The organism is Enterobacter sp. BIDMC92, assembly GCF_001030225.1.
Lineage (GTDB): Bacteria > Pseudomonadota > Gammaproteobacteria > Enterobacterales > Enterobacteriaceae > Enterobacter > Enterobacter sichuanensis.
Genome location: NZ_KQ087598.1, coordinates 1,099,903 through 1,122,012, shown reverse-complemented (window position 1 = coordinate 1,122,012; position 22,110 = coordinate 1,099,903). Strand labels below are relative to the sequence as shown.

General features: G+C 56.5%; 21 protein-coding genes and 1 other RNA gene. 6 read left to right on the top strand and 16 right to left on the bottom strand.

The features are described 5' to 3' along the window. Positions 1–24: 24 nt before the first annotated feature. The 3 genes from SP99_RS05015 to yczE form a co-directional block, all read right to left on the bottom strand. Positions 25–3,111, bottom strand: a complete 3,087-nt coding sequence (locus SP99_RS05015) for a beta-galactosidase (protein WP_047957893.1) — start codon at positions 3,109–3,111, stop codon at positions 25–27. Positions 3,112–3,214: 103 nt separating this feature from the next. Beyond that, a complete protein-coding gene (locus tag SP99_RS05010; RefSeq protein ID WP_047957892.1) occupies positions 3,215–4,285 on the bottom strand; it encodes a LacI family DNA-binding transcriptional regulator in 1,071 nt (356 codons plus the stop codon). A 77-nt stretch (positions 4,286–4,362) separates the two neighbouring features. Next, entirely contained in the window at positions 4,363–4,974 is a 612-nt protein-coding gene (yczE, locus tag SP99_RS05005) for a membrane protein YczE (protein WP_047957891.1), read from the bottom strand. A gap of 86 nt (positions 4,975–5,060) precedes the next feature. On the opposite strand from yczE, the gene yczR reads away from it, so the two are divergent. Further along, a complete protein-coding gene (gene yczR, locus SP99_RS05000) occupies positions 5,061–6,482 on the top strand; it encodes a MocR-like transcription factor YczR (protein WP_047957890.1) in 1,422 nt (473 codons plus the stop codon). Positions 6,483–6,563: 81 nt separating this feature from the next. Here yczR and SP99_RS04995 read toward each other — a convergent pair whose 3' ends face one another. The 6 genes from SP99_RS04995 to ffs all read right to left on the bottom strand — a co-directional run bounded on the left by SP99_RS04995 (position 6,564) and on the right by ffs (position 9,335). Continuing rightward, entirely contained in the window at positions 6,564–6,779 is a 216-nt protein-coding gene (locus tag SP99_RS04995; RefSeq protein ID WP_023334722.1) for a hypothetical protein, read from the bottom strand. Beyond that, positions 6,776–7,027 carry a hypothetical protein gene (locus SP99_RS04990; RefSeq protein ID WP_025756163.1) on the bottom strand — a complete coding sequence of 84 codons (252 nt, stop codon included), beginning with the start codon at positions 7,025–7,027 and terminating at the stop codon, positions 6,776–6,778. Before SP99_RS04990 ends, SP99_RS04995 begins: the two co-directional genes overlap by 4 nt. A gap of 406 nt (positions 7,028–7,433) precedes the next feature. Beyond that, complete coding sequence (locus SP99_RS24975; RefSeq protein ID WP_082137890.1) at positions 7,434–8,042, bottom strand: SH3 domain-containing protein; 609 nt, start codon at positions 8,040–8,042, stop codon at positions 7,434–7,436. Further along, complete coding sequence (locus SP99_RS04980) at positions 8,039–8,812, bottom strand: N-acetylmuramidase domain-containing protein (protein WP_231584217.1); 774 nt, start codon at positions 8,810–8,812, stop codon at positions 8,039–8,041. Before SP99_RS04980 ends, SP99_RS24975 begins: the two co-directional genes overlap by 4 nt. Before the next feature lie 12 nt (positions 8,813–8,824). Further along, positions 8,825–9,076, bottom strand: a complete 252-nt coding sequence (locus SP99_RS24970; RefSeq protein ID WP_225284170.1) for a hypothetical protein — start codon at positions 9,074–9,076, stop codon at positions 8,825–8,827. Positions 9,077–9,238: 162 nt separating this feature from the next. Next, positions 9,239–9,335: signal recognition particle sRNA small type (gene ffs / locus SP99_RS23545), an RNA gene on the bottom strand. A 170-nt stretch (positions 9,336–9,505) separates the two neighbouring features. Between ffs and SP99_RS04975 the strand changes: the two genes are divergently transcribed. Beyond that, entirely contained in the window at positions 9,506–9,817 is a 312-nt protein-coding gene (locus SP99_RS04975; RefSeq protein ID WP_025204849.1) for an MGMT family protein, read from the top strand. Between the two features lie 33 nt (positions 9,818–9,850). Here SP99_RS04975 and SP99_RS04970 read toward each other — a convergent pair whose 3' ends face one another. Continuing rightward, positions 9,851–10,378: a YbaY family lipoprotein gene (locus tag SP99_RS04970; protein ID WP_025756165.1), complete on the bottom strand. Its 528-nt coding sequence runs from the start codon at positions 10,376–10,378 to the stop codon at positions 9,851–9,853. Between the two features lie 203 nt (positions 10,379–10,581). Here SP99_RS04970 and tesB point away from each other — a divergent pair, with 203 nt between their 5' ends. Further along, positions 10,582–11,442 (top strand): acyl-CoA thioesterase II, encoded by an 861-nt coding sequence (gene tesB / locus SP99_RS04965; protein WP_045285231.1) that lies wholly within the window; start codon positions 10,582–10,584, stop codon positions 11,440–11,442. Between the two features lie 166 nt (positions 11,443–11,608). On the opposite strand, the gene amtB is transcribed toward tesB, so the two are convergent. From amtB to SP99_RS04940, 5 genes are all read right to left on the bottom strand, one after another. Then, positions 11,609–12,895 (bottom strand): ammonium transporter AmtB, encoded by a 1,287-nt coding sequence (gene amtB, locus SP99_RS04960; protein WP_025756166.1) that lies wholly within the window; start codon positions 12,893–12,895, stop codon positions 11,609–11,611. Positions 12,896–12,930: 35 nt separating this feature from the next. After that, positions 12,931–13,269 carry a P-II family nitrogen regulator gene (gene glnK, locus SP99_RS04955; protein WP_008503304.1) on the bottom strand — a complete coding sequence of 113 codons (339 nt, stop codon included), beginning with the start codon at positions 13,267–13,269 and terminating at the stop codon, positions 12,931–12,933. 220 nt (positions 13,270–13,489) lie between these two features. After that, the gene (locus SP99_RS04950) at positions 13,490–15,271 is read right to left on the bottom strand and encodes a SmdB family multidrug efflux ABC transporter permease/ATP-binding protein (RefSeq protein ID WP_047957889.1); all 1,782 of its coding nucleotides are present in this window, start codon (positions 15,269–15,271) and stop codon (positions 13,490–13,492) included. Then, positions 15,264–17,036 carry a SmdA family multidrug ABC transporter permease/ATP-binding protein gene (locus SP99_RS04945; protein WP_047957888.1) on the bottom strand — a complete coding sequence of 591 codons (1,773 nt, stop codon included), beginning with the start codon at positions 17,034–17,036 and terminating at the stop codon, positions 15,264–15,266. The genes SP99_RS04950 and SP99_RS04945 overlap by 8 nt, the downstream gene beginning before the upstream one ends. A 30-nt stretch (positions 17,037–17,066) precedes the next feature. After that, a complete protein-coding gene (locus tag SP99_RS04940) occupies positions 17,067–17,525 on the bottom strand; it encodes an Lrp/AsnC family transcriptional regulator (protein ID WP_047347269.1) in 459 nt (152 codons plus the stop codon). Between the two features lie 115 nt (positions 17,526–17,640). Here SP99_RS04940 and SP99_RS04935 point away from each other — a divergent pair, with 115 nt between their 5' ends. Continuing rightward, positions 17,641–18,687: a PLP-dependent cysteine synthase family protein gene (locus SP99_RS04935; protein WP_047957887.1), complete on the top strand. Its 1,047-nt coding sequence runs from the start codon at positions 17,641–17,643 to the stop codon at positions 18,685–18,687. A gap of 41 nt (positions 18,688–18,728) precedes the next feature. On the opposite strand, the gene cof is transcribed toward SP99_RS04935, so the two are convergent. Next, positions 18,729–19,547, bottom strand: coding sequence for an HMP-PP phosphatase (gene cof / locus SP99_RS04930; RefSeq protein WP_045285227.1), 819 nt, complete (start codon positions 19,545–19,547; stop codon positions 18,729–18,731). A gap of 101 nt (positions 19,548–19,648) precedes the next feature. Here cof and SP99_RS04925 point away from each other — a divergent pair, with 101 nt between their 5' ends. Both SP99_RS04925 and queC read left to right on the top strand, forming a co-directional pair. After that, a complete protein-coding gene (locus tag SP99_RS04925) occupies positions 19,649–21,349 on the top strand; it encodes an SgrR family transcriptional regulator (protein ID WP_047957886.1) in 1,701 nt (566 codons plus the stop codon). 65 nt (positions 21,350–21,414) lie between these two features. Further along, positions 21,415–22,110: a 7-cyano-7-deazaguanine synthase QueC gene (gene queC / locus SP99_RS04920; protein WP_047957885.1), complete on the top strand. Its 696-nt coding sequence runs from the start codon at positions 21,415–21,417 to the stop codon at positions 22,108–22,110.

Here is a 22,110-nt window from a genome sequence, read left to right as displayed (position 1 = left end):
CGCCCTGTGGCCGCCTCTCACGGGTCAGTTAAGCGTCTGCCGCCAACTGAAGGTATAACGCAGCTGGCGTTGCTGGAGGATAAATTCCGGCGAGACGCTGGGGCTCCAGGAGTCATCGCCGCCCACGCCCATATGGAATGCATCAAGATTGAGCCAGCATCCCGGCTCTGCACGCAGCAGATGCTGATGGGTTGTCTCTCGCAGCTGCTGCTGGCTGTAGCGGCTCACCGAGAAATGGAAGCGGCCATCCAGCTGATGCGTTCCCAGCACCAGCTCGCGGGTATCACAGCGCAAGCCATTTTCCGTCGGGAAGATATACGGCGTGTGCATGGCGTCCAGGGGTAATCTCCAGCGCCCCTGCTGTGCCGCCAGCTTTCGGTCCGGATAGTTTTCATGCGGGCCCAGACCCAGCCAGCGAACGTTCTCCGGCGTTTCGGCGAGATGCACGCTCAGGCCAACGCGCGCGGGTTCCGGGATATCGGACGCAATATCCACCTGAATATCGCCGTGCAACCTCCCCTGGCTGTCCACCCGCCACACCTTACGGCTCAGGAACAGCGCTTTTCCGCGATATTCCCAGGCATGCAGCGTCGTCACTACAGCCTCATTGGCACGCTGCTCGCCTTCACAATGCAACACCCGCGGGGTTAAATCGTACATTCCCGCCGCCTTCCAGCGCTCAACCCATGCATCAGGGTCAATTCGCGTGGCCTCGCTTACGCCGATATCATTATCCAGCGGCGCGCGGGTAAAGTTATCCCTCAGCGGTGAACGCAGCGTTTCAACACCATTGTTCAGCCACTGCGTCAGGTTTCCTGAAGCACGATCGAAAAGCCATCGCTGCTGCCGGTGCGTCAGGATCATCATGGCATCGCTTTGCGCCAGCACCGGCGGCTCACCTACCGGGTCAGGCAGTGCAATAAACAGCGGCGTCGGGAGCTGCCACTGCGCCCAGGCACAGCGATGGTTGGCAGGAGACCACGGCGTCGCCCGCGGCTGATAAACCTCAACGTTCAGCCAGACCTCACCCGGTTCAGCCTTTATCTCTGGCAGGGCGATCTCCAGACGCTGAGCGCCTTCAGGCGCCATCGCGAGCGTCACCTCGCCCGAAGCCAGCACCTCCCCGTCCCGGGCAACCGTCCATCTCAGCACCTCGTTATCGGTGTGACGGAACAGGTAGCCGCTTTGCACCTCTATCACCAGCGGAGAGGTGCTGACCCGCGTAAAGGTGAAGAATTGCTGTGCGCGTTGCGCCTCATACAGTGCCGGATGCGGTGTGCGATCGGGGAACACCAGCCCGTTCAGGCAGAACTGCCGGTCATTCGGTTTATCGCCAAAATCACCGCCGTAGGCCCAGAAGGCGTTGCCCTTTTCGTCTCTCTTCGTCAAAGCCTGATCGACCCAGTCCCAGACAAACCCACCCTGCAGGCGAGGATGGCTGCGAAACGCCTGCCAGTATTTCGCGAACCCGCCGAAGCTGTTACCCATCGCATGTGCATATTCGCAAAGGATCAGCGGCCGCGTTTCATCCGGCATGCCGATCCATTTCTTGATCGACCATTTCGGCACCGCCGGGAAAGGCTGATCCTGATCGACACGGGCGTACATCGGACAGACGATATCCGTCGCCGCTGTATTCGCCCCACCGCCTTCGTATTGTACCGGACGCGTCGGGTCCGTGGATTTCACCCAGCGATACAGTGCGTCGTGGTTTGCGCCGTGCCCGGACTCATTGCCCAGCGACCAGATGATAATGGAGGGGTGATTACGATCGCGCTGCACCATGCGGGTCACACGCTCGCTCATGGCGGGCAGCCAGCGCGGATCGTCAGCAAGACGGCTCATCGGCACCATGCCGTGGGTTTCGATATTGGCTTCATCAACAACGTACAGGCCATAGCGATCGCACAGCCGGTACCACAGGGGGTGGTTCGGGTAGTGCGAGCAGCGCACGGCGTTGAAGTTGTGCTGTTTCATCAGTTCGATATCGCGACGCATCGTCGCTTCGTCCATCACCTGGCCGTTTTCCGGATGATGCTCGTGCCGGTTAACCCCGCGGATCAGCAGGGGTTTACCGTTGAGTTTCAACAGACCGTTGCTGATTTCAACCCGGCGGAAGCCAACGTCACAGGCTTCACTCTCCAGCACGTTGCCCTGCGCATCGCGAAGCGCGATCGTCAGGCGATAGAGTTCCGGCGTTTCCGCACTCCATAACGCGGGGGACACCACGGGGATTGCCGCCGTTAACCGCTCGGCCCAGTTTCCGCGTTCATCCACAATGGCAGAGCCAGGCTGTTGGGTGACGCTTGCACAGCGCTCACCGTTGCGCCACAAGGTCATCGCCACGTCGCACGCCGCGAAGTCAGCGCCCGCCAGCGCGACCTCCACGTTCAGCACCGCGCGGTCCAGATCCGCGTTCAGGTCGGTAACAACATGGTAATCCGCAATGTGCGTCTCAGGCTTATGCAGCAAGGACACATCGCGGAAAATACCGCTCATGCGCCACATGTCCTGATCTTCCAGATAACTGCCGTCGCACCAGCGTAATACCATCACCGCGAGGCGGTTCTGCCCGGGGCGTAATGCCGTTGTCAGGTCAAATTCAGCGGGCAGTCGACTGTCCTGGGAATAACCTATCCACTGCCCGTTACACCACAAATGAAACGCCGCGTTCACGCCGTCAAAAATAATGCGGGTTTGCCCGGCCTGTAAGACGCCCATGTCAAATGTGAGCGAGTAACAACCGGTAGGATTTTCTTGCGGAACAAAAGGTGGGTTAACCGGTATCGGATAAGTCACATTGGTGTAGATGGGCGTGTCAAATCCCTGCATCTGCCAGTTAGACGGCACGGGCATGGCCACAGCATCTGCGCAATCTTCGGTAACCCATGCCTGAGGAACCTGCTCGGGGGCAGCAAAGTAGCTGAACCGCCACATCCCGTTGAGGCAGCGCCTGCTGACAGATCCGGCGTCATCCCGGGCGGATTGTTCATCACGCCAGCTGTATAACGGCGTGTGTGCCGCCAGACGGTTCCACTGGGTAACCCCCGGGTTTTCCCAGTCGCGTCGGGCGAGAATGGCGCTGAGGGTCAGCGATGGAGTATGGGACATAGTAACCTCTTTGCGAAGCGCTCACAATTTTAGTTAACATGCCCTGGCATCCGGTAACGGTAAAGCGAACGTTTGCGGGGTAGCGAGTCAGATCACAAAAGTCTTACTTGCGGGCCAGTTGCTCCGCCAGTAGCGCCAGGCTTCTGAGCTGTTGCGCCAGTGTCTCGTGCTCCGCCTGCTGGGGGGCGTAGCGCGCGCTGGAGTGGCGGGTCACCAGCGTCACCGGCAGCTGAACCTGCCAGCACGCTTCGTCCCCGGTGGGCGCCAGCAACCACTCCACGCTGCGTTCACCTGCCTCGCGAAACGCCTGGCGAATGGTCGTCAACGGTGGGGAAAACCAGGCGCTGTCCGCCGTATCGTCGAACCCGACCACGGATATCTGACCCGGGATCGCGATCCCTTTTTCCGCGCAGGCGCGCATCACCCCGAGGGCCATTTGATCGTTGGCCACCAGAATCGCATCCGGTAATGCCGGCGCAGATAACAGCAAATGCCCCTTCTCATATCCGCTGGCCGCGCTCCAGTCACCGTAGGCCACGGCGGCGGCGTCAAGACCCGCCCTTGCCAGGGCCGCTTTCCAGCCCGCCAGACGTGCCCGTGCGGAGACCGAACTTTCCGGCCCGCTCAGCAGGGCAATGCGCTGATGCCCCAGCGAAAGCAGATGCTCAACGCCCAGACGTGCGCCCTCCGCGGCATTAAAGACGAGACTATTGACCTGCGCTGAAGGGGAGACATCGAGAAACAGCACCGGGACAGGCAATGCCAGCGCCCTGAGCTGTTCGGCATGCGGATCGTCAAGCGGAACATTCACCAGCAGCGCTTCCACGCGCTGCGCCAGCAACGCCTGAATCGCGGCCTGACACTGGTGCGGCTGTTCCACCATCGAAATGAGGACGCTCGCCCCCTGTTCTGCCGCCCGGGATTTCACCGCCGAGACAATTTGCGAAGGGGCGTGCAGGGCCAGATCGGTGGTGATGAGCCCCAGCGTGCGGGTGCGTTTCCCCGCCAGTTGCTGTGCCCGAAGGTTAGGCACGTAGTGCAGCTCCGCCATCGCCTGCTGCACCTTTTCCCGGGTGCGGGCAGACACATGTTCCGCGTCGTTAATGACGCGGGAAACGGTCTGATAAGAAACCCCCGCAAGGAGGGCGACATCATAGAGTGTGATTGCTTTCATGCATGCTGGCATCGCGTGTTTCGGAGGTCCTATTCTGGCACAGCGACGCCCTGAAAAACATGTGAGCGCTTCGCAAATTAAACAACCCGCTCCGGCTGGGGGATGTCCTCAATCCGCGGCTTCTGACGGAACCAGGGCAGACAGAGCTGGATAAGCGGGCCAATCGTCAGGGCATACAATACGGTTCCCACTCCAAACGTGCCGCCAAGCACGCAGCCAATCAGCAGGACAGACACCTCAATGGAGGTACGCACGCTGCGAATAGACCATCCCATCCGGGCATGAATGCCGGTCATCAGGCCATCGCGCGGGCCCGGGCCGAAACCGGCTCCGATGTACATGCTGGTCGCAATCGCGTTCATCACAATCCCGCCCACCAGCAGCGTGAGTCGAATGGGCAACGAACTCACCTCCGGGATGAATGCCATGCTGGCATCCGCCGCCAGACCAATACAAATCACGTTACTGATTGTGCCGAGCCCCGGCATCTGACGCAGGGGGATCCACAGCAGCAGTACCGCGGCACCGGTTAAAATGATCACCGTCCCGATACTCATCCCCAGCTGCATCCCTACCCCAAGGTGAAAAACATCCCAGGGATCGACCCCTAAATCGGAACGAATAAACATCGCGGTGGAAAGACCATACAGCCCCAGACCGACATACAGTTGTAGCAAACGACGTACCATTTTTCGCTTCTCCAGTGAACCAGGCTTTCATCCTGACCTAAAATGGCACTATGATTAATGTCCAGTTTTCAAATAGTGGACTGCATATGTCATCACGCCGCTTCGGAAGCCAGTCTCTGATACGCCTGTTAGGCCACTGGCAGCAAACCTCTTCCCGCACGCCACTCTGGCGTCAGCTGGCCGATGCATTGCGTCTGTTAATCCTTGATGGCCGGCTGGCACTGAATACGCGGCTGCCGGGCGAGCGCGAACTGGCCTCTGCGCTGGACGTAAGCCGAACGACCATCAGCAGCGCCCTCGCCCATCTGCGTGAAGAAGGTTACCTGGAAAGCCGTCACGGCAGCGGGTCACGCGTGATCCTCCCGGATACACGCGCCGTTCCCACCCTCTCAGCGGCGAGCGCCGCACTGGATCTCTCCACCGCCGCCCTCAACGCCGGACCTGAGATCCACCAGGCGTATACCCATGCGCTCACGGCCATTACGCAGCACCTCTCGCTGACGGGCTACGACCAGCTTGGGCTGCCAGCACTGCGGGAAGCCATTGCTGCGCGCTATACCGCGCGGGGTCTTCCCACCCGTGCGGATGAAGTGATGGTGGTGAATGGCGCCGTCAGCGGCTTTGCGCTGGTGCTGCGGATGATGACCGGACCGGGGGATCGCGTCGTGGTTGATCATCCCACCTATCCGCTGGCGATTGCCGCCATCCAGGGGGCGCAGTGTCGGCCCGTGGGGGTGTCGCTGCCGGAAACGGGCTGGGATACGGACGGCTTCGCGGCAACGCTTGCCCAGACAGCGCCGCGGCTGGCGTATCTGATGCCAGACTTTCATAACCCGACCGGGCGATGTATGGATAGCGCCACCCGTCAGGCCATCACCGATATTGCCGCACAAACCCGTACGGCACTGGTGGTGGATGAGACGATGGTGGATCTCTGGTTTGATTCGCCTCCCCCACCGCCGCTGGCCGCCTTTAACCCGCAGGCCACCGTCATCACGCTGGGCTCTGCCGGAAAAAGTTTCTGGGGCGGGCTGCGTCTCGGCTGGATCCGCGCCTCCTCGCGCACTATCGCCATGCTCGCTCAAACGCGGGACACGCTGGATTTAGGATCGCCGCTGCTGGAGCAACTGGCAACGCTGTGGCTCATGAACAACAGCGAGACCTTTCTGCCCGCACGCCGGAAGATGCTGGCGGAGCGACGCGATCGCTGCGGTGACCTTTTGCGTGAACATTTCCCGGAGTGGACATTTCATGAAGCGGAAGGCGGGCTTTCTTACTGGATAGAACTCCCGGGCATGCTGGCAACGCAGCTTGCTGCGCGAGCCGAGATTCTGGGGATCAACCTGGGGACCGGAACGCGATTTGGTTTATCGGGCGCGTTTGACCGCTACTTACGCATGCCCTTCTCGCTCGAACCGGCAGAACTTGAACAGGCATTGCTGCGGATCAAACCGCTATGGCTTGCTCTGAATAAAAACGTGCCGCCGGTGAAACGCAGCGTCATTTAATATTTAAAAGTTTGAAGCAGATCATAAAATAAAAACTGCTGACTGTAACAGATGCAGTCAGCAGTTTTCACCGTTCAGTCGTTAATGCTGAGCAGGAATAGGAAAACCTTTCAGTGAAATAACGAAGCTTTCACCGTCTTTCTTTATTTTTGCGCCCGTATCACACCAGTCAGACGCAATACGAAAGAACTCATCACTTCCGACATTCCAGCCAAGACGTACATGCTTCACGTAGCCTGAACGCAACAGATCGCAGGCCTCTTTGTAGTCACTGGCAGTTGACAGTTGTTGTTTCATTTTCTCTTCTTCAGCAGTTTACGTAGAGCTTTGATTTCTTTAGGAGTAAAAGGAGAAACACTCTCTTCTTCCGTATGCTGATTATCAATATCCTCTTCCGATACTCCCGCCTCTTCTACTGCTTCAAACGCCAGCAGCAGCAGTTTCTCCGTCGTCACGCTTAAATTCTCGTTATTGTGTTCCGCATAGTGGCGAAGCCTTTCTTTAAGCGCGTCATCGATCTTCACGTTTAATACTGCAGTAGCCATGTTTGTCACTTCCCTTCGGAATAAGTACTTTATTTAATACACGAAGTTAACAATGTTATCCAGATATATATTTTTTTGAATTATGTTAGAAAAAAGACATCCGATTATAAAATGCCAGTCTATTATTACAGGTTTATGACAATAATATTTCAGCGAGATGAAATATATATTACATGCTATAAGCTTAGTCTTAATGGGGATTAACGTCTCAGAAAGAGACAAAAATCAGGGGAAGAACGCCGGGAGCCACAAATGGGTGGGTCCCTGACGGCTAGCTATAACTCTTATTTTCAGTGACATAGGGTGCGGTCATGCGGGGAAAATAGCGTTACGGATTAGCTTAATGAGATTGCCGATGCGAAAGCATCGCCCGGCAATATTGAATTCAGGGGGAGAAATAAACCGATCAGGATGCAGGAGGCGTTAACGGCTGAACGTCATTGCTATTCACCCAGCCATGCGTCGTTTTTCCGCTACGGGCGACAAACTCTACCTCTGCCCAGCCAGCCTGGGTTTGTATTACCCCTACTACGTCTCCTTTAACGATCCAGGCTTTACGCCGGGTCGCGGCATCAGGCGTAGAGCTCAGATAAGCCCGCGGGCTGCTTACCTTCATCAGCGTTTGCCACTGTGTCTGCCGCGTCCTCTCCAGTTCCAGACCTGTCGCAATTTCAGGCATCAGCACATTCATACACCCAGCATGGTTTTGCCCATCAGGAATGGCTAATGTGACACCCGCGGTATTCGCGGCAATATGGCCCGCGAGCACAGATGAAGACCATGAAGTGATGGTGTCTGGCTGTTGCGCTGAAACATGGCCTGTCAGAAAGAAAGTGCAGGTACGTTTTACGCTGTCTTCAGCCGATTCAGAGTAATACCCGGTGATATTGCCCGTCGGTGAGACGGCGACTAACAAACCTTCATATACGCCAGACTGTAGCGTCGTGGCATACGAAGAAAACGCCGCCATTAAGACTGAAAAACCGCAAACTATGCGCATCATTTTAATTTTCATCTCCGCCCCTGCTCCAGGCTTTCATAAGTTCTGCGAATTTTAACGTCATAATCACCGAAATCGCTTCCGTTATAGTTGAATGCCATATTATAAAAGTCCTTATTTACCATTGCTGACAGTAGTGAGCTGTTCTTATTGCACAAATGTAAAAAAGCATTTAATTGCTTACCGGCATTAGACTTCATATCTTTTAAAAATGTGCCGAGATCTTTATAACCGCACGATTCGTAATTAAATCCCATAATCTGGAACATCCCCCATGAACACGATTTTATCGCAGCTTCAGCATCAAGTGCGTAAGCCTTCGCCAGGGTATTCCATGCAGAAAGCTGGTCGATATTGTTTTTTTGCCATTCCGGACCCGCTTTCTTTACATATTTATAAGACAAAAAAGGGTGGGTTTGATCGTATTTCCTTTTGGTGTATTTACGGAAAATATGCGCTTCATACGCAATAATCGGTAGATTTAAAGCATTAAACCCAGATCGTCCGCCCGACTTCACAATAGAAAAAGCTTTGATGATATTCAGTTCTACCCGACGATTAAGATTTTCCCAGGCTTCAGTAAAGTCCTGCTCCGTCAGCGATACAGCCCCATCAATTCCAGGTGCCATCAGCTTGCTTCGCTCAAGGGTTTCATCTGCTACGTTGTAGCGCTCTTTTCTCAGATAATTGTTAACCAGCTGACGGACGCTATTTTCATTGGCAGAAGGTTGCCTAAAAAATGAAGACGTGAAAGACGATTGTTGATACACAAGGGGATATTTCATCGCAGCAGCAACTCATCCACGGAAAGTCTTCCCTTCTGGCTCAATAACCCCATCGGGATGCTGGAAACGCAAATGAATGGACTGAAACTGGCTGATGGTTCTGATAATAATCCCATCTTCTGGGATGTCATACTGGATGATAGGCTTAATGAGATTAAACAGGTATTGCACGATAATCACGTCGCGCTGAAAGTTTCCTGCTTTACCTGGCGTTCCTACGGCACTTTTCAGTAAAGGTGACAAACGTCTGAGAGAATTATCCATTTCTGAGTACGCATAAATGAAAAAATATACGGTTAGTGGGAAAACGCACCTCGTGATCGACAGCATAAAGCTGCTCACATCCAGCAGACATTGATACGCCACTTGCGCCGCACCAGGTAAACACTGAAAACAGGAATTATTGGGAGCACAAATGGGTGGGGGCCCTGCCAGCTACATCCCGGCACACACGTCGTCTGCCCTGGCTGCTTCCTTCCGGACCTGACCTGGTGAACAGAGTAGCGTTGCGGGAGAACCAACAGAGCCCCCATTGAGAGCGTTGATAACCAACGCGCTGGCGCATTATCCCTGTGCTAACGTCCAATTGCAAGCCGCCAGAAACCGGATGCTGGTTTCTTGCGCAAACAGGCGCAGCAATCATGACCATCTTCGTTTACCATGGTTGCCCAGAACATCCCCACAGGTGAAGGTATGGACGAACACGACTCCTTTCCACAGCGTGTATGGCAAATAGTGGCCTCTGTTCCAGAAGGGTATGTCACTACTTATGGTGATGTGGCGCGTCTGGCGGGGTCCCCTCGTGCGGCGCGACAGGTGGGCGGCGTCCTCAAACGGCTACCGGAAGGCAGTACGTTGCCCTGGCATCGGGTGGTGAATCGACACGGTGCCATCTCGCTCACCGGGCCAGATCTTCAGCGCCAGCGTCAGGCGTTACTGTCAGAGGGTGTGCAGGTTTCCGGGTCGGGGCAGATCGATTTGCAGAAATACCGCTGGGTGTACTGACCCCTCTCCCGCAGGAGAGGGGAAATACACTCATTACATCTGAGTGGGTGGGGTTGGCAGGGACGGCTGACCGGTCGCCGGGGCGACAGGCACTTCAGTCTGCTGCACAGGGACCAGGTTCAGGTCGATTTTTGTCCCACCGTTGTTGATCGCTTCCTGGACCGTATCGGTGATAAAGACCAGCTTACCGTTAATCGTTACCGCGGCACTCAGCAGAATACGGGCATTAGGCTGTACGTCCGATGGGTTATACGGTAACACGAAGCTAAACGGCGCCTGCTTGCCTTCTGTCCGGACGGCACGCTGAGCCACAACCTTCGAAGGTGCGTCGGCCAGGGAAGCATCCGACAGGGTCACCGTTAATACCGCATCCGGCGGTAACGCCACTTTCTGTTTAATCCAGATAGTACCGGAAACGTTAGGCTGCTGAATGGATTGCTGCGAAAGGGTATTGATCCCGTTCGGATCTGCCGCTGGCACTGGCACCTGGGCGCTCTTACCGGCACAGGCGGACAACGCCACCGCAATAGCTACACCACTTAGCATGGGCACGAGTTTCATTGAAGTCTCCTTATCATCAATGCACCAGCGGGATCGATCCCATCCGATGTCGTTTCAATCACATAACGCATATAAGTGTGGCACAAATCACTGATTAATGCCTGAAATCGTCCCGATATTCAGATTAATCTACCCATCGGACCACTTTCATTTCTGCGTTATACTCAGCCTATCTTTCGCTACGGCGTTTATTGAGGACAACTATGAGTCAGGCACTGAACAATCTGCTGACATTACTGAACCTGGAAAAAATTGAGGAAGGACTCTTTCGCGGACAGAGCGAAGATTTAGGCTTACGCCAGGTCTTCGGTGGGCAAGTCGTAGGACAAGCGCTGTACGCTGCAAAGGAGACTGTCCCGGCAGACCGTCTGGTGCATTCATTCCACAGCTACTTCTTACGTCCTGGCGATAGCGCAAAACCGATTGTGTATGATGTTGAAGTCCTGAGAGATGGCAACAGTTTCAGCGCACGACGCGTCGCGGCTATCCAGAACGGAAAGCCCATCTTTTACATGACCGCCTCTTTCCAGGCACCGGAGCCTGGCTACGAACATCAGAAAGAGATGCCCCCGGCCCCGTCCCCCGACTCGCTGCAATCAGAGACCGATATCGCCCGTGCGCTGGCGCATCTGCTTCCGCCACAGGTTAAAGAGAAGTTTCTCTGCGATAAGCCGCTTGAGATCCGCCCCGTCGAGTTCCACAACCCGATGAAAGGTCACACCGCGGAACCGAAGCGCCAGGTCTGGATCCGGGCTAACGGTACCGTACCAGAGGACTTCCGCGTTCATCAGTATCTGCTGGGTTATGCGTCAGATTTCAACTTCCTGCCGGTGGCGCTGCAGCCACACGGCGTCGGCTTCCTCGAAAAAGGGATGCAGGTTGCGACGATTGATCACTCCATGTGGTTCCACCGTCCGTTCAATATGAACGAGTGGTTGCTCTACAGCGTGGAGAGCACGTCGGCATCAAGCGCGCGTGGGTTTGTGCGTGGAGAGTTTTATACGCAGGATGGCGTGCTGGTCGCCTCGACGGTGCAGGAAGGGGTAATGCGTAACAGAGGGTGATTTGGCCCTCTCCCACAGGGAGAGGGAATAAACACAAAAAACGGCAACCGAAGTTGCCGTTTTGCTTTTACCTTGTGCGGCCTGATGCCCTCACCCTGCCCCTCTCCCACAGGGAGAGGGAACAAACACTAAAAACGGCAACCGAAGTTGCCGTTTTGCTTTTACCTTAGGCGTTATACGCATTCTCGCCGTGACTGTTGACGTCCAGACCTTCGCGTTCCTGCTCTTCCGGTACACGCAGGCCGACCGTCATATCCGCCAGTTTGTAGCCAATGAAAGCGACAACGGCAGACCATACAACGGTGATCGCAATACTTTCCAGCTGCACCAGCACCTGATGAACCATGGTCACGCCTTCCGCATAGCCCACGCCACCCAGTGATTTCGCCGCGAAGATACCGGTCATGATACAACCGATAATGCCGCACACGCCGTGCACGCCAAACACATCGCAAGGGTCATCCACGCGCAGAAGACGTTTCAGCGCCGTCACGCCCCACAGACCCGCCAGACCCGACACCAGGCCGACCAGCAGCGCACCACCTACACCGACATACCCACACGCAGGGGTGATACCGACCAGACCGGCAATCGCACCCGAGCAGGCACCCAGCAGGGAAGGTTTACCGCGCACCGCCCACTCGCCGAATACCCAGGAGAGGATCGCACCCGCCGTGGCCACAACGGTGTTCACAAAGGCCAGCGCGGCAATTTCGTTCGCGGCACTTGCTGAGCCTGCGTTAAAACCAAACCAGCCAAAGTAGAGGATCGCTGTACCGGTAAAGACCATCGGCAGGTTGTGCGGTTTGAACGCTTCTTTACCGAAGCCCACGCGTTTGCCAATCAGGTAGGCACCCACCAGACCCGCTACTGCGGCGTTAATGTGCACAACGGTACCGCCTGCGAAGTCCAGCGCACCGTGCGTCGCCAGCAGACCGCCACCCCAGACCATGTGCGCAATCGGCACATAGGAGAGCGTCAGCCAGACCACCACGAAGATCAGGACGGCAGAGAAGCGAATACGCTCGGCGAGTGCGCCCACAATCAGCCCGACGGTAATGCAGGCGAACGAGCCCTGGAACGCCACGTGAATATACTGATAGAAACTGCCCATCAGCGCGGTCAGTTCAATATTTTTCAGCATCACCCAGTCGAAGTTACCGAAGAATGCGTTGCCGGTGCCGAAAGCGAGCGAGTACCCGTAAACCACCCACAGCACGCAGACCAGTGCGAAGGTCACGGCAACCTGCGTCAGCATGGAGAGAACGTTTTTGCCACGGATCAGGCCGCCGTAGAACAGCGCAATGCCCGGAATGGACATGAACAGCACCAGCGCGGTGCTGATCATCATAAAGGCGTTATCGGCTTTGTCTGCCACCGCAGGCGCGGCCAGCGCTAGGCCCGGCAGCAGCGCCAGCGAACCCAGACCCGTTTTAAGTGTTGCTATCTTCATTTTCTCGATCCCTATCACTGTGTGCCAGGCGTTAATTACAGTGCCGCTTCGTCAGATTCGCCGGTACGGATGCGAATGACGCGCTGCAGTTCGGCAACGAAAATTTTGCCGTCGCCAATTTTGCCGGTGTAGGCCGCTTTGCTAATGACATCAATGACTTCATCAAGCTGATCGTCAGCAATCGCGACATCAATTTTTACTTTTGGCAGAAAGTTAACGCTGTATTCCGCCCCGCGATAAAGCTCGGCATGACCCTTCTGACGACCAAAGCCTTTCACTTCGGTGACAGTCAGTCCCTGAATACCCATTGAAGACAGCGCTTCACGCACGTCTTCGAGTTTGAATGGTTTGATTACAACCGTAACCAGCTTCATAGATCCCCTCCAGTCAGAATTCGGTAATGGCCGCAGCTTACGCAGAAGCTATTGCAAGGGGTGTGCCAGAAATGAAAACCGGAGGGAACAGCGGTGTGATGAGCATTACACGGTCCTGATTAACGAACCGGCGAAAAAAAACGCACCATGCCGGTGCAGGGTGCGTTTCAGTTTTGCACCAACAGGAATGACTGTTAGCGCATCGCCTCATTTTAGTGCATCAGGCGCTAAGCGACTCTTCATCGCGCACGCTGGCTGCCAGCTCTTCGCCCGCCAGCTGCAGCTGGTACATCTGCCAGTAACGCCCTTTGGCCTCAAGAAGTTCGCGGTGCGTACCGCGCTCAACGGCGTGTCCGCGATGTAGCACCAGGATCGTGTCCGCATCGACGATGGTGGACAGGCGGTGGGCAATCACCACCAGCGTGGTATGGTCGCGTACGGCAGCCAGTGCCTGCTGGATGGCCTGCTCGGTGCCGGAGTCAATGCTGGCCGTCGCTTCATCCAGAATCAGGATCTGCGGCGTTTCAATCAGCACGCGCGCCAGCGCCAGAAGCTGTTTTTGTCCAACAGAAAGATTGTTTCCCTGCTCGCCCAGTTTCGTCCTGATGCCGTCGCTAAACCCGCGTGCCAGCTCTGCCAGCTGCACTTTTTCCAGCACGTCCCAGACCTGCTCCTCAGTGTAGTCTCGCCCCAGGGTTACGTTGGCGTAGAAGGTATCGGCCAGGACGACCGGATCCTGCTGCACCATCGCAACGCCTTTGCGTAACACGGTGTGGCTGAGAGACGCCAGCGGGCGTCCGTCGAGGCGAATTTCACCGCGGCTGACCGGGTAATACCCCATTAACAGGCTGGCTAGCGTGCTCTTGCCGCTGCCGGTATGCCCCACCAGCGCCACGAACCCGCGTGACGGAACGGCAAGCGAGATATCCTGCAGCACCAGCTGGTCGTCGCGGTAGGCAAAGGAGACGTTATCAAAGGCAATCGCCCCGCTTTGCAGAGGACGATCATCGTTACCGTAGGTCTGACGCGGCCTGTCCATCAGCTCGAATACGCGCTCCCCTGCCACCACCGCCTGCTGGAGCATCGACTGCTGCGTCGTCAACTCGATCAAGGGTTCGTTCAGGCGGCCAAGGTAGCTGATAAAGGCGTATAACACGCCTACCTCAATGGTCCCTTGTGTGGTCAGGCCAAAAAGCATCAGCAGCCCGCAAAGCACCAGCGCGGAGAAGAGGCTCAGCAGCGGGCGCAACAGGAACCCATCAAGCCGCAGCGTCTGCATGCGCGCCATATAGTGCGAACGGCTGGCTTCCCCCATCCGCTCACCAAAACGTGCCTGCTGGCGGAACTGCTGGATGACGCTCATGCCGTTGATCACTTCGTTGAAGCCATCATTGATATCGGCCAGGTAGGTGCGCACCCGACGCACAATCGGCGTGCTGTAGCGTTGATAGATAACCATCACGATCAGCACTGCCGGGAAGATAGTGATGGCCACCAGCGCCATGCGCCAGTCGAGGCTGAACATCGCCACCAGCATCGCGCCAATCAGCGCTGCGCTGCGCAACACGGTTGCCACCACGGTCACGTACAGATCGCGGATCACCTCGGTGTCGTTGGTCACGCGCGAAATCACCTGCCCGACGGGCTGGATATCAAACTCGCTGAGCGGCTGGCGAAGCGCGGCGTCCATGACGTCCGTGCGCAACTGCTGTACGACGCCCACGGCGGCCCGGTTAAACAGCAGCGACTGGGCATAGTGGAGACCGGTGGCCGCCAGCTGCAAACCTACGTAGGCCACGCCCAGGCCCACCACCAGCCCCAGTGGCAGGTAGCTTTTGGCAACCATATTGTCGATGAAGTAGCTGATGAGCAGCGGGCCGCTCACTTCAGCCACTGCAGCAATCCACAGTAAAAGCACGGCCACGGCCAGCGGTTTACGCCACGGCGAGCCATAGGCCAGCAGACGTTTCAGCGTCGGCCACATTGTTCCGAGCTTACGCATTGTCGGCCTCCTCAGCGTGTTCTGGCGCATCGTCCAGCGCCGCTTCAAGCTGTTGATAGCGATACATATCTCGATACCAGCCTGGTTGCTCCGCAAGTGTTTCGTGCTGCCCGCGCTGGGCAATATGCCCATGTTGTAATACCAGAATTTCGCTGGCTTCCGTCAGCGCCGACAAACGGTGGGCGCTGATAATCACCGTGCGCCCGTCACCCCACTGGCGCAGGTTATGCAGGATCTGATGTTCGGTACGGCCATCCACGGCGGAAAGGGCATCATCCAGAATCAGGATTTCCGCATTCAGCAACAGCGCACGCGCAATCGAGATACGCTGTTTTTGTCCCCCGGACAGCATCACGCCCCGTTCCCCGACTTCTGTTTCGTAGCCCTGCGGCAGGCGCAGAATGTCATCATGTACGCTGGCTAACCGCGCCACATGCTCAATCTCTTCCTGCGTCGCCCTCGGGCGTCCAAGGGCAATGTTGTTTGCCACGGTGTCTGAAAACAGGAACGGCGTCTGGCTGACGACCGCCAGTCGGCCTCGCCACTCATCCAGCATCAGCCTTGTCAGTGGAATATCATGGAAGCGAATATCGCCCTGCGTAACGTCAAAATGGCGCTGGAGCAGTGAGAGCACGGTACTTTTGCCGGATCCTGTCGGGCCACAGATGCCCAGCATCTGGCCGGGCTGAAGGGTAAAGCTGACGTTCTCCAGTACCGGATGTTCCGTTTGCGGATAGACAAACTGGCGGATGTCGACTTTCATGACGCCGCGCCCTTCTGGTACCACTTCACTACCGTCATTGACCACCGGCGCTTCGGCCAGCATGGCGCGAATGCGGCTGTAGGCAGCGCTGCCGCGCTCCACGATGTTAAACATCCAGGCCAGCGCCAGCATCGGCCAGATCATCAGCCCCAGATACATGGCAAAGCTGGTCAGTTGCCCCAGGGTTAACGTCCCCTGTACCACCATCCAGCTTCCGCCGCCAATCGCCAGCAGGTTGGCCATGCCAATCGCGATATAGATGGTCGGGTCAAACCGGGCGTCAATACGCGCGACGCGCATGTTCTTCGCCCCCGTGTCGGCGGCATCGGCCGCAAATAGTGCCGACTGTCTGTCTTCCAGGCCAAACGCTTTGATCATCCGGATGCTGGTCATGCTCTCCTGGGTGCGGTCGTTTAGCGACGAAAACGCCGCCTGCGCCAGCTTGAAACGCTCGTGCAGCTGTTCGCCGTAGCGGTTGATCGCCAGTGCCATGAGCGGCATCGGCAACAGGGCAAGCAGGGTTAACTGCCAGCTGATCTGTGTGGACATGACGATCAGCACCGCACAGCCCATCACCAGCGAGTCCACCAGCGTCAGCACCCCTTCCCCGGCGGCAAAGACCACGCGATCGACGTCGTTAGTGGCGCGCGCGATAAGATCCCCGGTGCGATGGCGCAGATAAAATTCGGGATGCTGCCGGCTCAGCTGGCGGTAAAAATCCTCACGCAACTCTACAGCCAGCTGGTAGGATGCGCCAAACAGCAGCACGCGCCAGACGTAGCGCAGCAGATAAACAATGACGGCCGTCAGCACCAGCGTACCAACCCACATCAGCACCCGTGCGGTGGTGTAATGCTGTTCGGTGACGCCATCCACGACGTATCCCACCACTTTCGGCGGGATCAACTGCAAAATGGCAATGATTATAAGCAGGCATACGGCGCCGAGGTAGCGTTGCCACTCCCGACGAAAGTACCAGCTTAGTTGGGCAAATAATCGCACGCGGTTTGTTCCTGAAGGTATTTTACGAAGCTATTCAATAGGTAACGCTGTGGTGTATTTAATCTGTTCCATGGCGAAGCTCGAGGTGACGTCCGATAATCCCGGTACGCTGTTCACCAGCCGTTTGTAGAAGTCATCATAGCGCTTCATGTCGGCCACCTGAACGCGCATCAGGTAATCGTACTCGCCGGCCATCCGCCAGAAACCGAGCACTTCCGGCATTTCCGAGACCTGCGTGACAAAGCGGCTATACCATTCGCTGCTGTGATGCTGCGTTTTTATCAGGACAAAAGCCGTCAACCCAAGCCCCAGTTTTTCGGGATCTAATAACGCGACGCGTCCCAGAAGAATACCGTCATCCTCAAGCTTCTTCAGGCGCTTCCAGCACGGTGTGGTGGTCAGATTAACGGCATCGGCCAGCGCCTGCAAAGAGAGGGTACAGTCACTCTGCAGTAATGACAGGAGCTTACGGTCAATTTTATCTAGCATACCCACCTCACAGAGAAAATTTTTCTCCCTTGATTCTATTTTAAAGGCCAGATAGCAACAATTTTTTCTGTGCTTTTCGCTATGCTAGGCACAAAATGACAAACGGATAACTACGATGAATAGCACTTGGGTTAAACATGCGATCAGCGAAATCAATGCCGACTATCAGCGCTCGGCGGATACGCACCTGATTCGCCTTTCCCTGCCGGGATTTGACGGCATACAGCTCTATCTGAAAGACGAAAGCACCCATCCTACCGGTAGCCTGAAGCATCGCCTGGCGCGCTCACTGTTTTTATACGGTTTATGTAACGGCTGGATTAAAGAAGGCACCACCATTATTGAATCCTCATCCGGTTCAACGGCGGTGTCCGAAGCCTATTTTGCCCGCCTGTTGGGTCTGCCCTTTATCGCAGTCATGCCCTCCTGCACCGCCAGACGCAAAATCGAACAGATCGAATTTTATGGCGGTCGCTGCCACTTTGTGGAAAGCGCCTGCGAAATCTACGCCGCCTCTGAAATGCTGGCCCGTGAGCTCAACGGTCACTATATGGACCAGTTCACCTTCGCCGAGCGCGCGACGGACTGGCGCGGCAATAACAACATTGCCGACAGTATCTTCCGCCAGATGACTCACGAGCCACATCCGGTTCCCTCGTACATTGTGATGAGCGCAGGTACGGGCGGCACCTCAGCCACGATCGGACGCTACATTCGCTGTCAGGGCTACGATACCCAACTGATGGTGGTAGATCCGCAGAACTCCGTATTCCTCGACTACTGGCAAAACCGCGATGCCAGCCTGCGCAGCCCGGTGGGAAGCAAAATTGAAGGGATTGGCCGCCCGCGCGTGGAGCCGTCGTTCATTCCGGATGTCGTGGATGAGATGATGCGCGTGCCGGATGCCGCAAGCGTGGCAACGGCGCACTGGCTGGAGACGCAGCTGGGCCGTAAAGTCGGCGCATCGACGGGCACAAATATGTGGGGCGCACTGCAGCTTGCCGCACGTATGCGCGACGCGGGCCGCACGGGTTCTGTCGTCACGCTGTTGTGCGACAGTGGCGAGCGCTACCTTGAGACCTACTACAATGCGGAATGGGTGCAGGCCAACATCGGCGATATCGCTCCGTGGAAAGCGCAGATTGCGCAACTGCTGAAGTAAAAAAAAGCCAGACCGAAGTCTGGCTTGCTGGAAGGGTCTCACTATTCGGGGGAATATGGGAGGGTGTTATTGTCCAGCCAATGCATCAAAAAATGGGACACTGCTTCGTTGCGGCAGTGTCCTATAACCGGCAGATGAGGAAGCGCCGCTTTTAGCTGCGCCATCGCATTCCCCATAATCAGACCGCGGCCGACGCTGCCCAGCATCTCCCGGTCGTTCATGGCATCGCCAAACGCCATGCAATCCTGAAGCGTTAAGCCCAGGTGGTCACTCAGTACCGCCAGGGCTGAACCTTTGTTACAGCCCACAGGCAACACCTCCAGACAATCCACTGCCGAGAAGGTCAGATGCGCCCGGTTCCCCAGCACCTCATTGAGCTGAACGCGTAAACGGCACAGATCGTCATGATCGCCACAGAAACAGATCTTGGTCACCGCATGGGCGGGGATCTTACGCAGATCGATAAGCTGGTATCTAAAACCGCTGTAGACATGCGCATGCAACAACGCCGGAATATCACGCCCGGTAAACCAGCCCCGATCGTTAAAGACGTGGATGCTGGCCTGCGTGTCCCAGGTACTGTGCAACACGATATCTGCCACTTCCGGGTCGAGATCCTGGCGGTGCAGTACCTCCCCTTCGACAGAGTGAATTCGCGTCCCGTTGCCGGTGATCAGAAAGGCGTCGAGGGAGAAGGCGCCCAGAAGATGACGCATTTCCAGTACATGACGGCCAGTGGCAAAGGTCAGGGTGACGTTACGCTCGTGCAGGCGCTTCAGCGTGTTCAGGGTTTTCTCCCCTAAACGGTGATCCGGCATTAACAACGTACCGTCCATATCAAATGCAGCGAGCCGAGCCATGGTTACTCCCGAAATGTGATGCGGTTAACTTGTGCATCAGTATCGTGTGAGATATACGGAAGTAATAGTGAATAGATGATTATTATTGTTCCGGGTTTCTTATGCGCCAGCTCAACCGACTCAATCAGTATCACCGCCTCTGGCAGCCTTCAAAGGGGGCAATGCAGCAGGTCACCATCAGCGAACTGGCTGCCCGCTGTTTTTGCAGCGAACGACATGTCCGCACGCTGCTGCGTCAGGCCCAGGACGCGGGCTGGCTGAGCTGGCGAGCGCAGTCTGGTCGCGGCAAACGGGGAGAGCTGACGTTCCATGTCGCCCCGGAGTCACTGCGTAATGCGATGATGGAAGAGGCGCTGAAGCGCGGACAGCAGCACAACGTGCTGGAACTGGCCCAGCTTGCCCCCGAAGAACTGCGGTCATTGCTGCACCCGTTTTTAGGCGGGCAGTGGCAAAACGACACGCCGACGCTGCGTATCCCCTATTACCGCGCACTGGATCCGCTTGAACCCGGCTTTCTGCCCGGTCGCGCGGAACAGCATCTGGCAGGACAGATTTTTGCCGGGCTGACGCGTTTTCATGGCAACTCCAGTGAACCCACAGGCGATCTCGCCCATCACTGGGCGGTGTCGGAGGACGGTCTGCGCTGGCATTTTTATATTCGCTCCACCCTGCACTGGCATAATGGCGATAAGGTCGAAACCGGGCAGCTTCAGCAAAGCCTGAACGCGCTTCTTGCCCTGCCAGCCCTGCGTAAACTGTTCCAGAGCGTTTTGCGTATTGACGTCACCCACCCTCAGTGTCTGACATTTACTCTGCACCAGCCGGATTACTGGCTGGCACACCGCCTGGCCACCTATTGCAGCCGCCTTGCCCATCCCGAACAGCCCATGACGGGTTGTGGCCCTTTCAGGCTCAGCGTGTATGAACCCGATCTGGTTCGTCTGGAGAGCCATGAACAGTACCATCTCAGCCACCCGCTGCTTAAGGCTATCGAGTACTGGATCACCCCGACGCTGTTTGACTCTGAGCTGGGTACCAGCTGCCGTCATCCTGTGCAGATAGCCATTGGCGAACCGGATGAACTTGAGAGTTTGCGTCTGGTCACTAACAGCACCAGTCTGGGCTTTTGTTATCTCACCCTGAAGCAAAGCCCACGTCTGAGTGAACTGCAGGCGCGACGACTCATTAATATCATTCATCTCTCAACGCTTCTGCATACGCTCCCGCTCAATGAAGGGCTGATTACCCCAACAGAGGAGTTACTGCCCGGCTGGGCAATTCCTCAGTGGCCGGATTTAACCCATGTCCCTCTGCCGGAGAGGTTAACCCTGCTGTACCATTTGCCCGTCGAGCTACACACGATGGCGCGTCAGCTAAAACAGTATCTTGCCCAGCAGGGCTGCGCGCTTACGGTTATCTTTTATGATGCGAAAACCTGGGACGGATGCCAGCAACTGGCGGACGCGGACATCATGATGGGCGACAGACTGATTGGCGAAGCACCGGAATACACGCTTGAGCAGTGGCTGCGTTGTGATGCCCTCTGGCCACACCTGCTGAGCGCGCCGCAATATGCTCATCTGCAGGCGACGCTGGATGCGGTCCAGACCCAGGCTAATGAACAGGACCGGCATGCGGGCCTGAAGGCGATATTTAGCCGGCTGATGGAGAACGCGGTCATCACCCCACTGTTCAATTATCAATACCAGATCAGCGCCCCGCCGGGGGTCAACGGCATACGCCTTAACACCCGCGGCTGGTTTGACTTTACCGAAGCCTGGCTGCCCGCCCCCAAATCGTGAAGAAGCTGGTCGCCGTCGTGGTCAGACGGTAACATAACGTTTTTACGTAACTGTCGAGATGATTTATGAAACGTGCCGTCGTCGTGTTCAGCGGAGGACAAGACTCTACTACCTGCCTGGTCCAGGCCCTTCATCAGTACGATGAAGTTCACTGTGTCACTTTCGATTATGGTCAGCGCCATCGCGCTGAAATCGACGTTGCCCGTGAACTGGCCCTCAAACTGGGCGCACGCGCGCACAAGGTGCTGGACGTTACGCTGTTAAATGAACTGGCCGTCAGCAGCCTCACCCGGGACAGTATTCCCGTCCCGGACTACGAACCTGACGCCAGCGGTATTCCGAACACCTTCGTTCCTGGCCGTAATATCCTTTTCCTGACCCTGACGGCAATTTACGCCTACCAGGTACAAGCCGAAGCGGTGATAACCGGCGTATGCGAGACCGACTTCTCCGGCTATCCGGACTGTCGCGATGAGTTCGTTAAAGCGTTAAACCACGCCGTCAATCTCGGCATGGCGAAAGAGACGCGCTTTGAAACGCCGCTGATGTGGCTGGATAAAGCCGAAACCTGGGCGCTGGCGGACTACTGGGGCAAGCTAGACCTGGTTCGCAGTGAAACCCTCACCTGCTACAACGGCATCAAAGGTGACGGTTGCGGCCAGTGCGCCGCCTGCAACCTGCGCGCTAACGGGTTGAATCATTATCTTGCCGATAAAGCTGGCGTAATGGCCGCAATGCAGAAAAAGACCGGGCTTAAATAG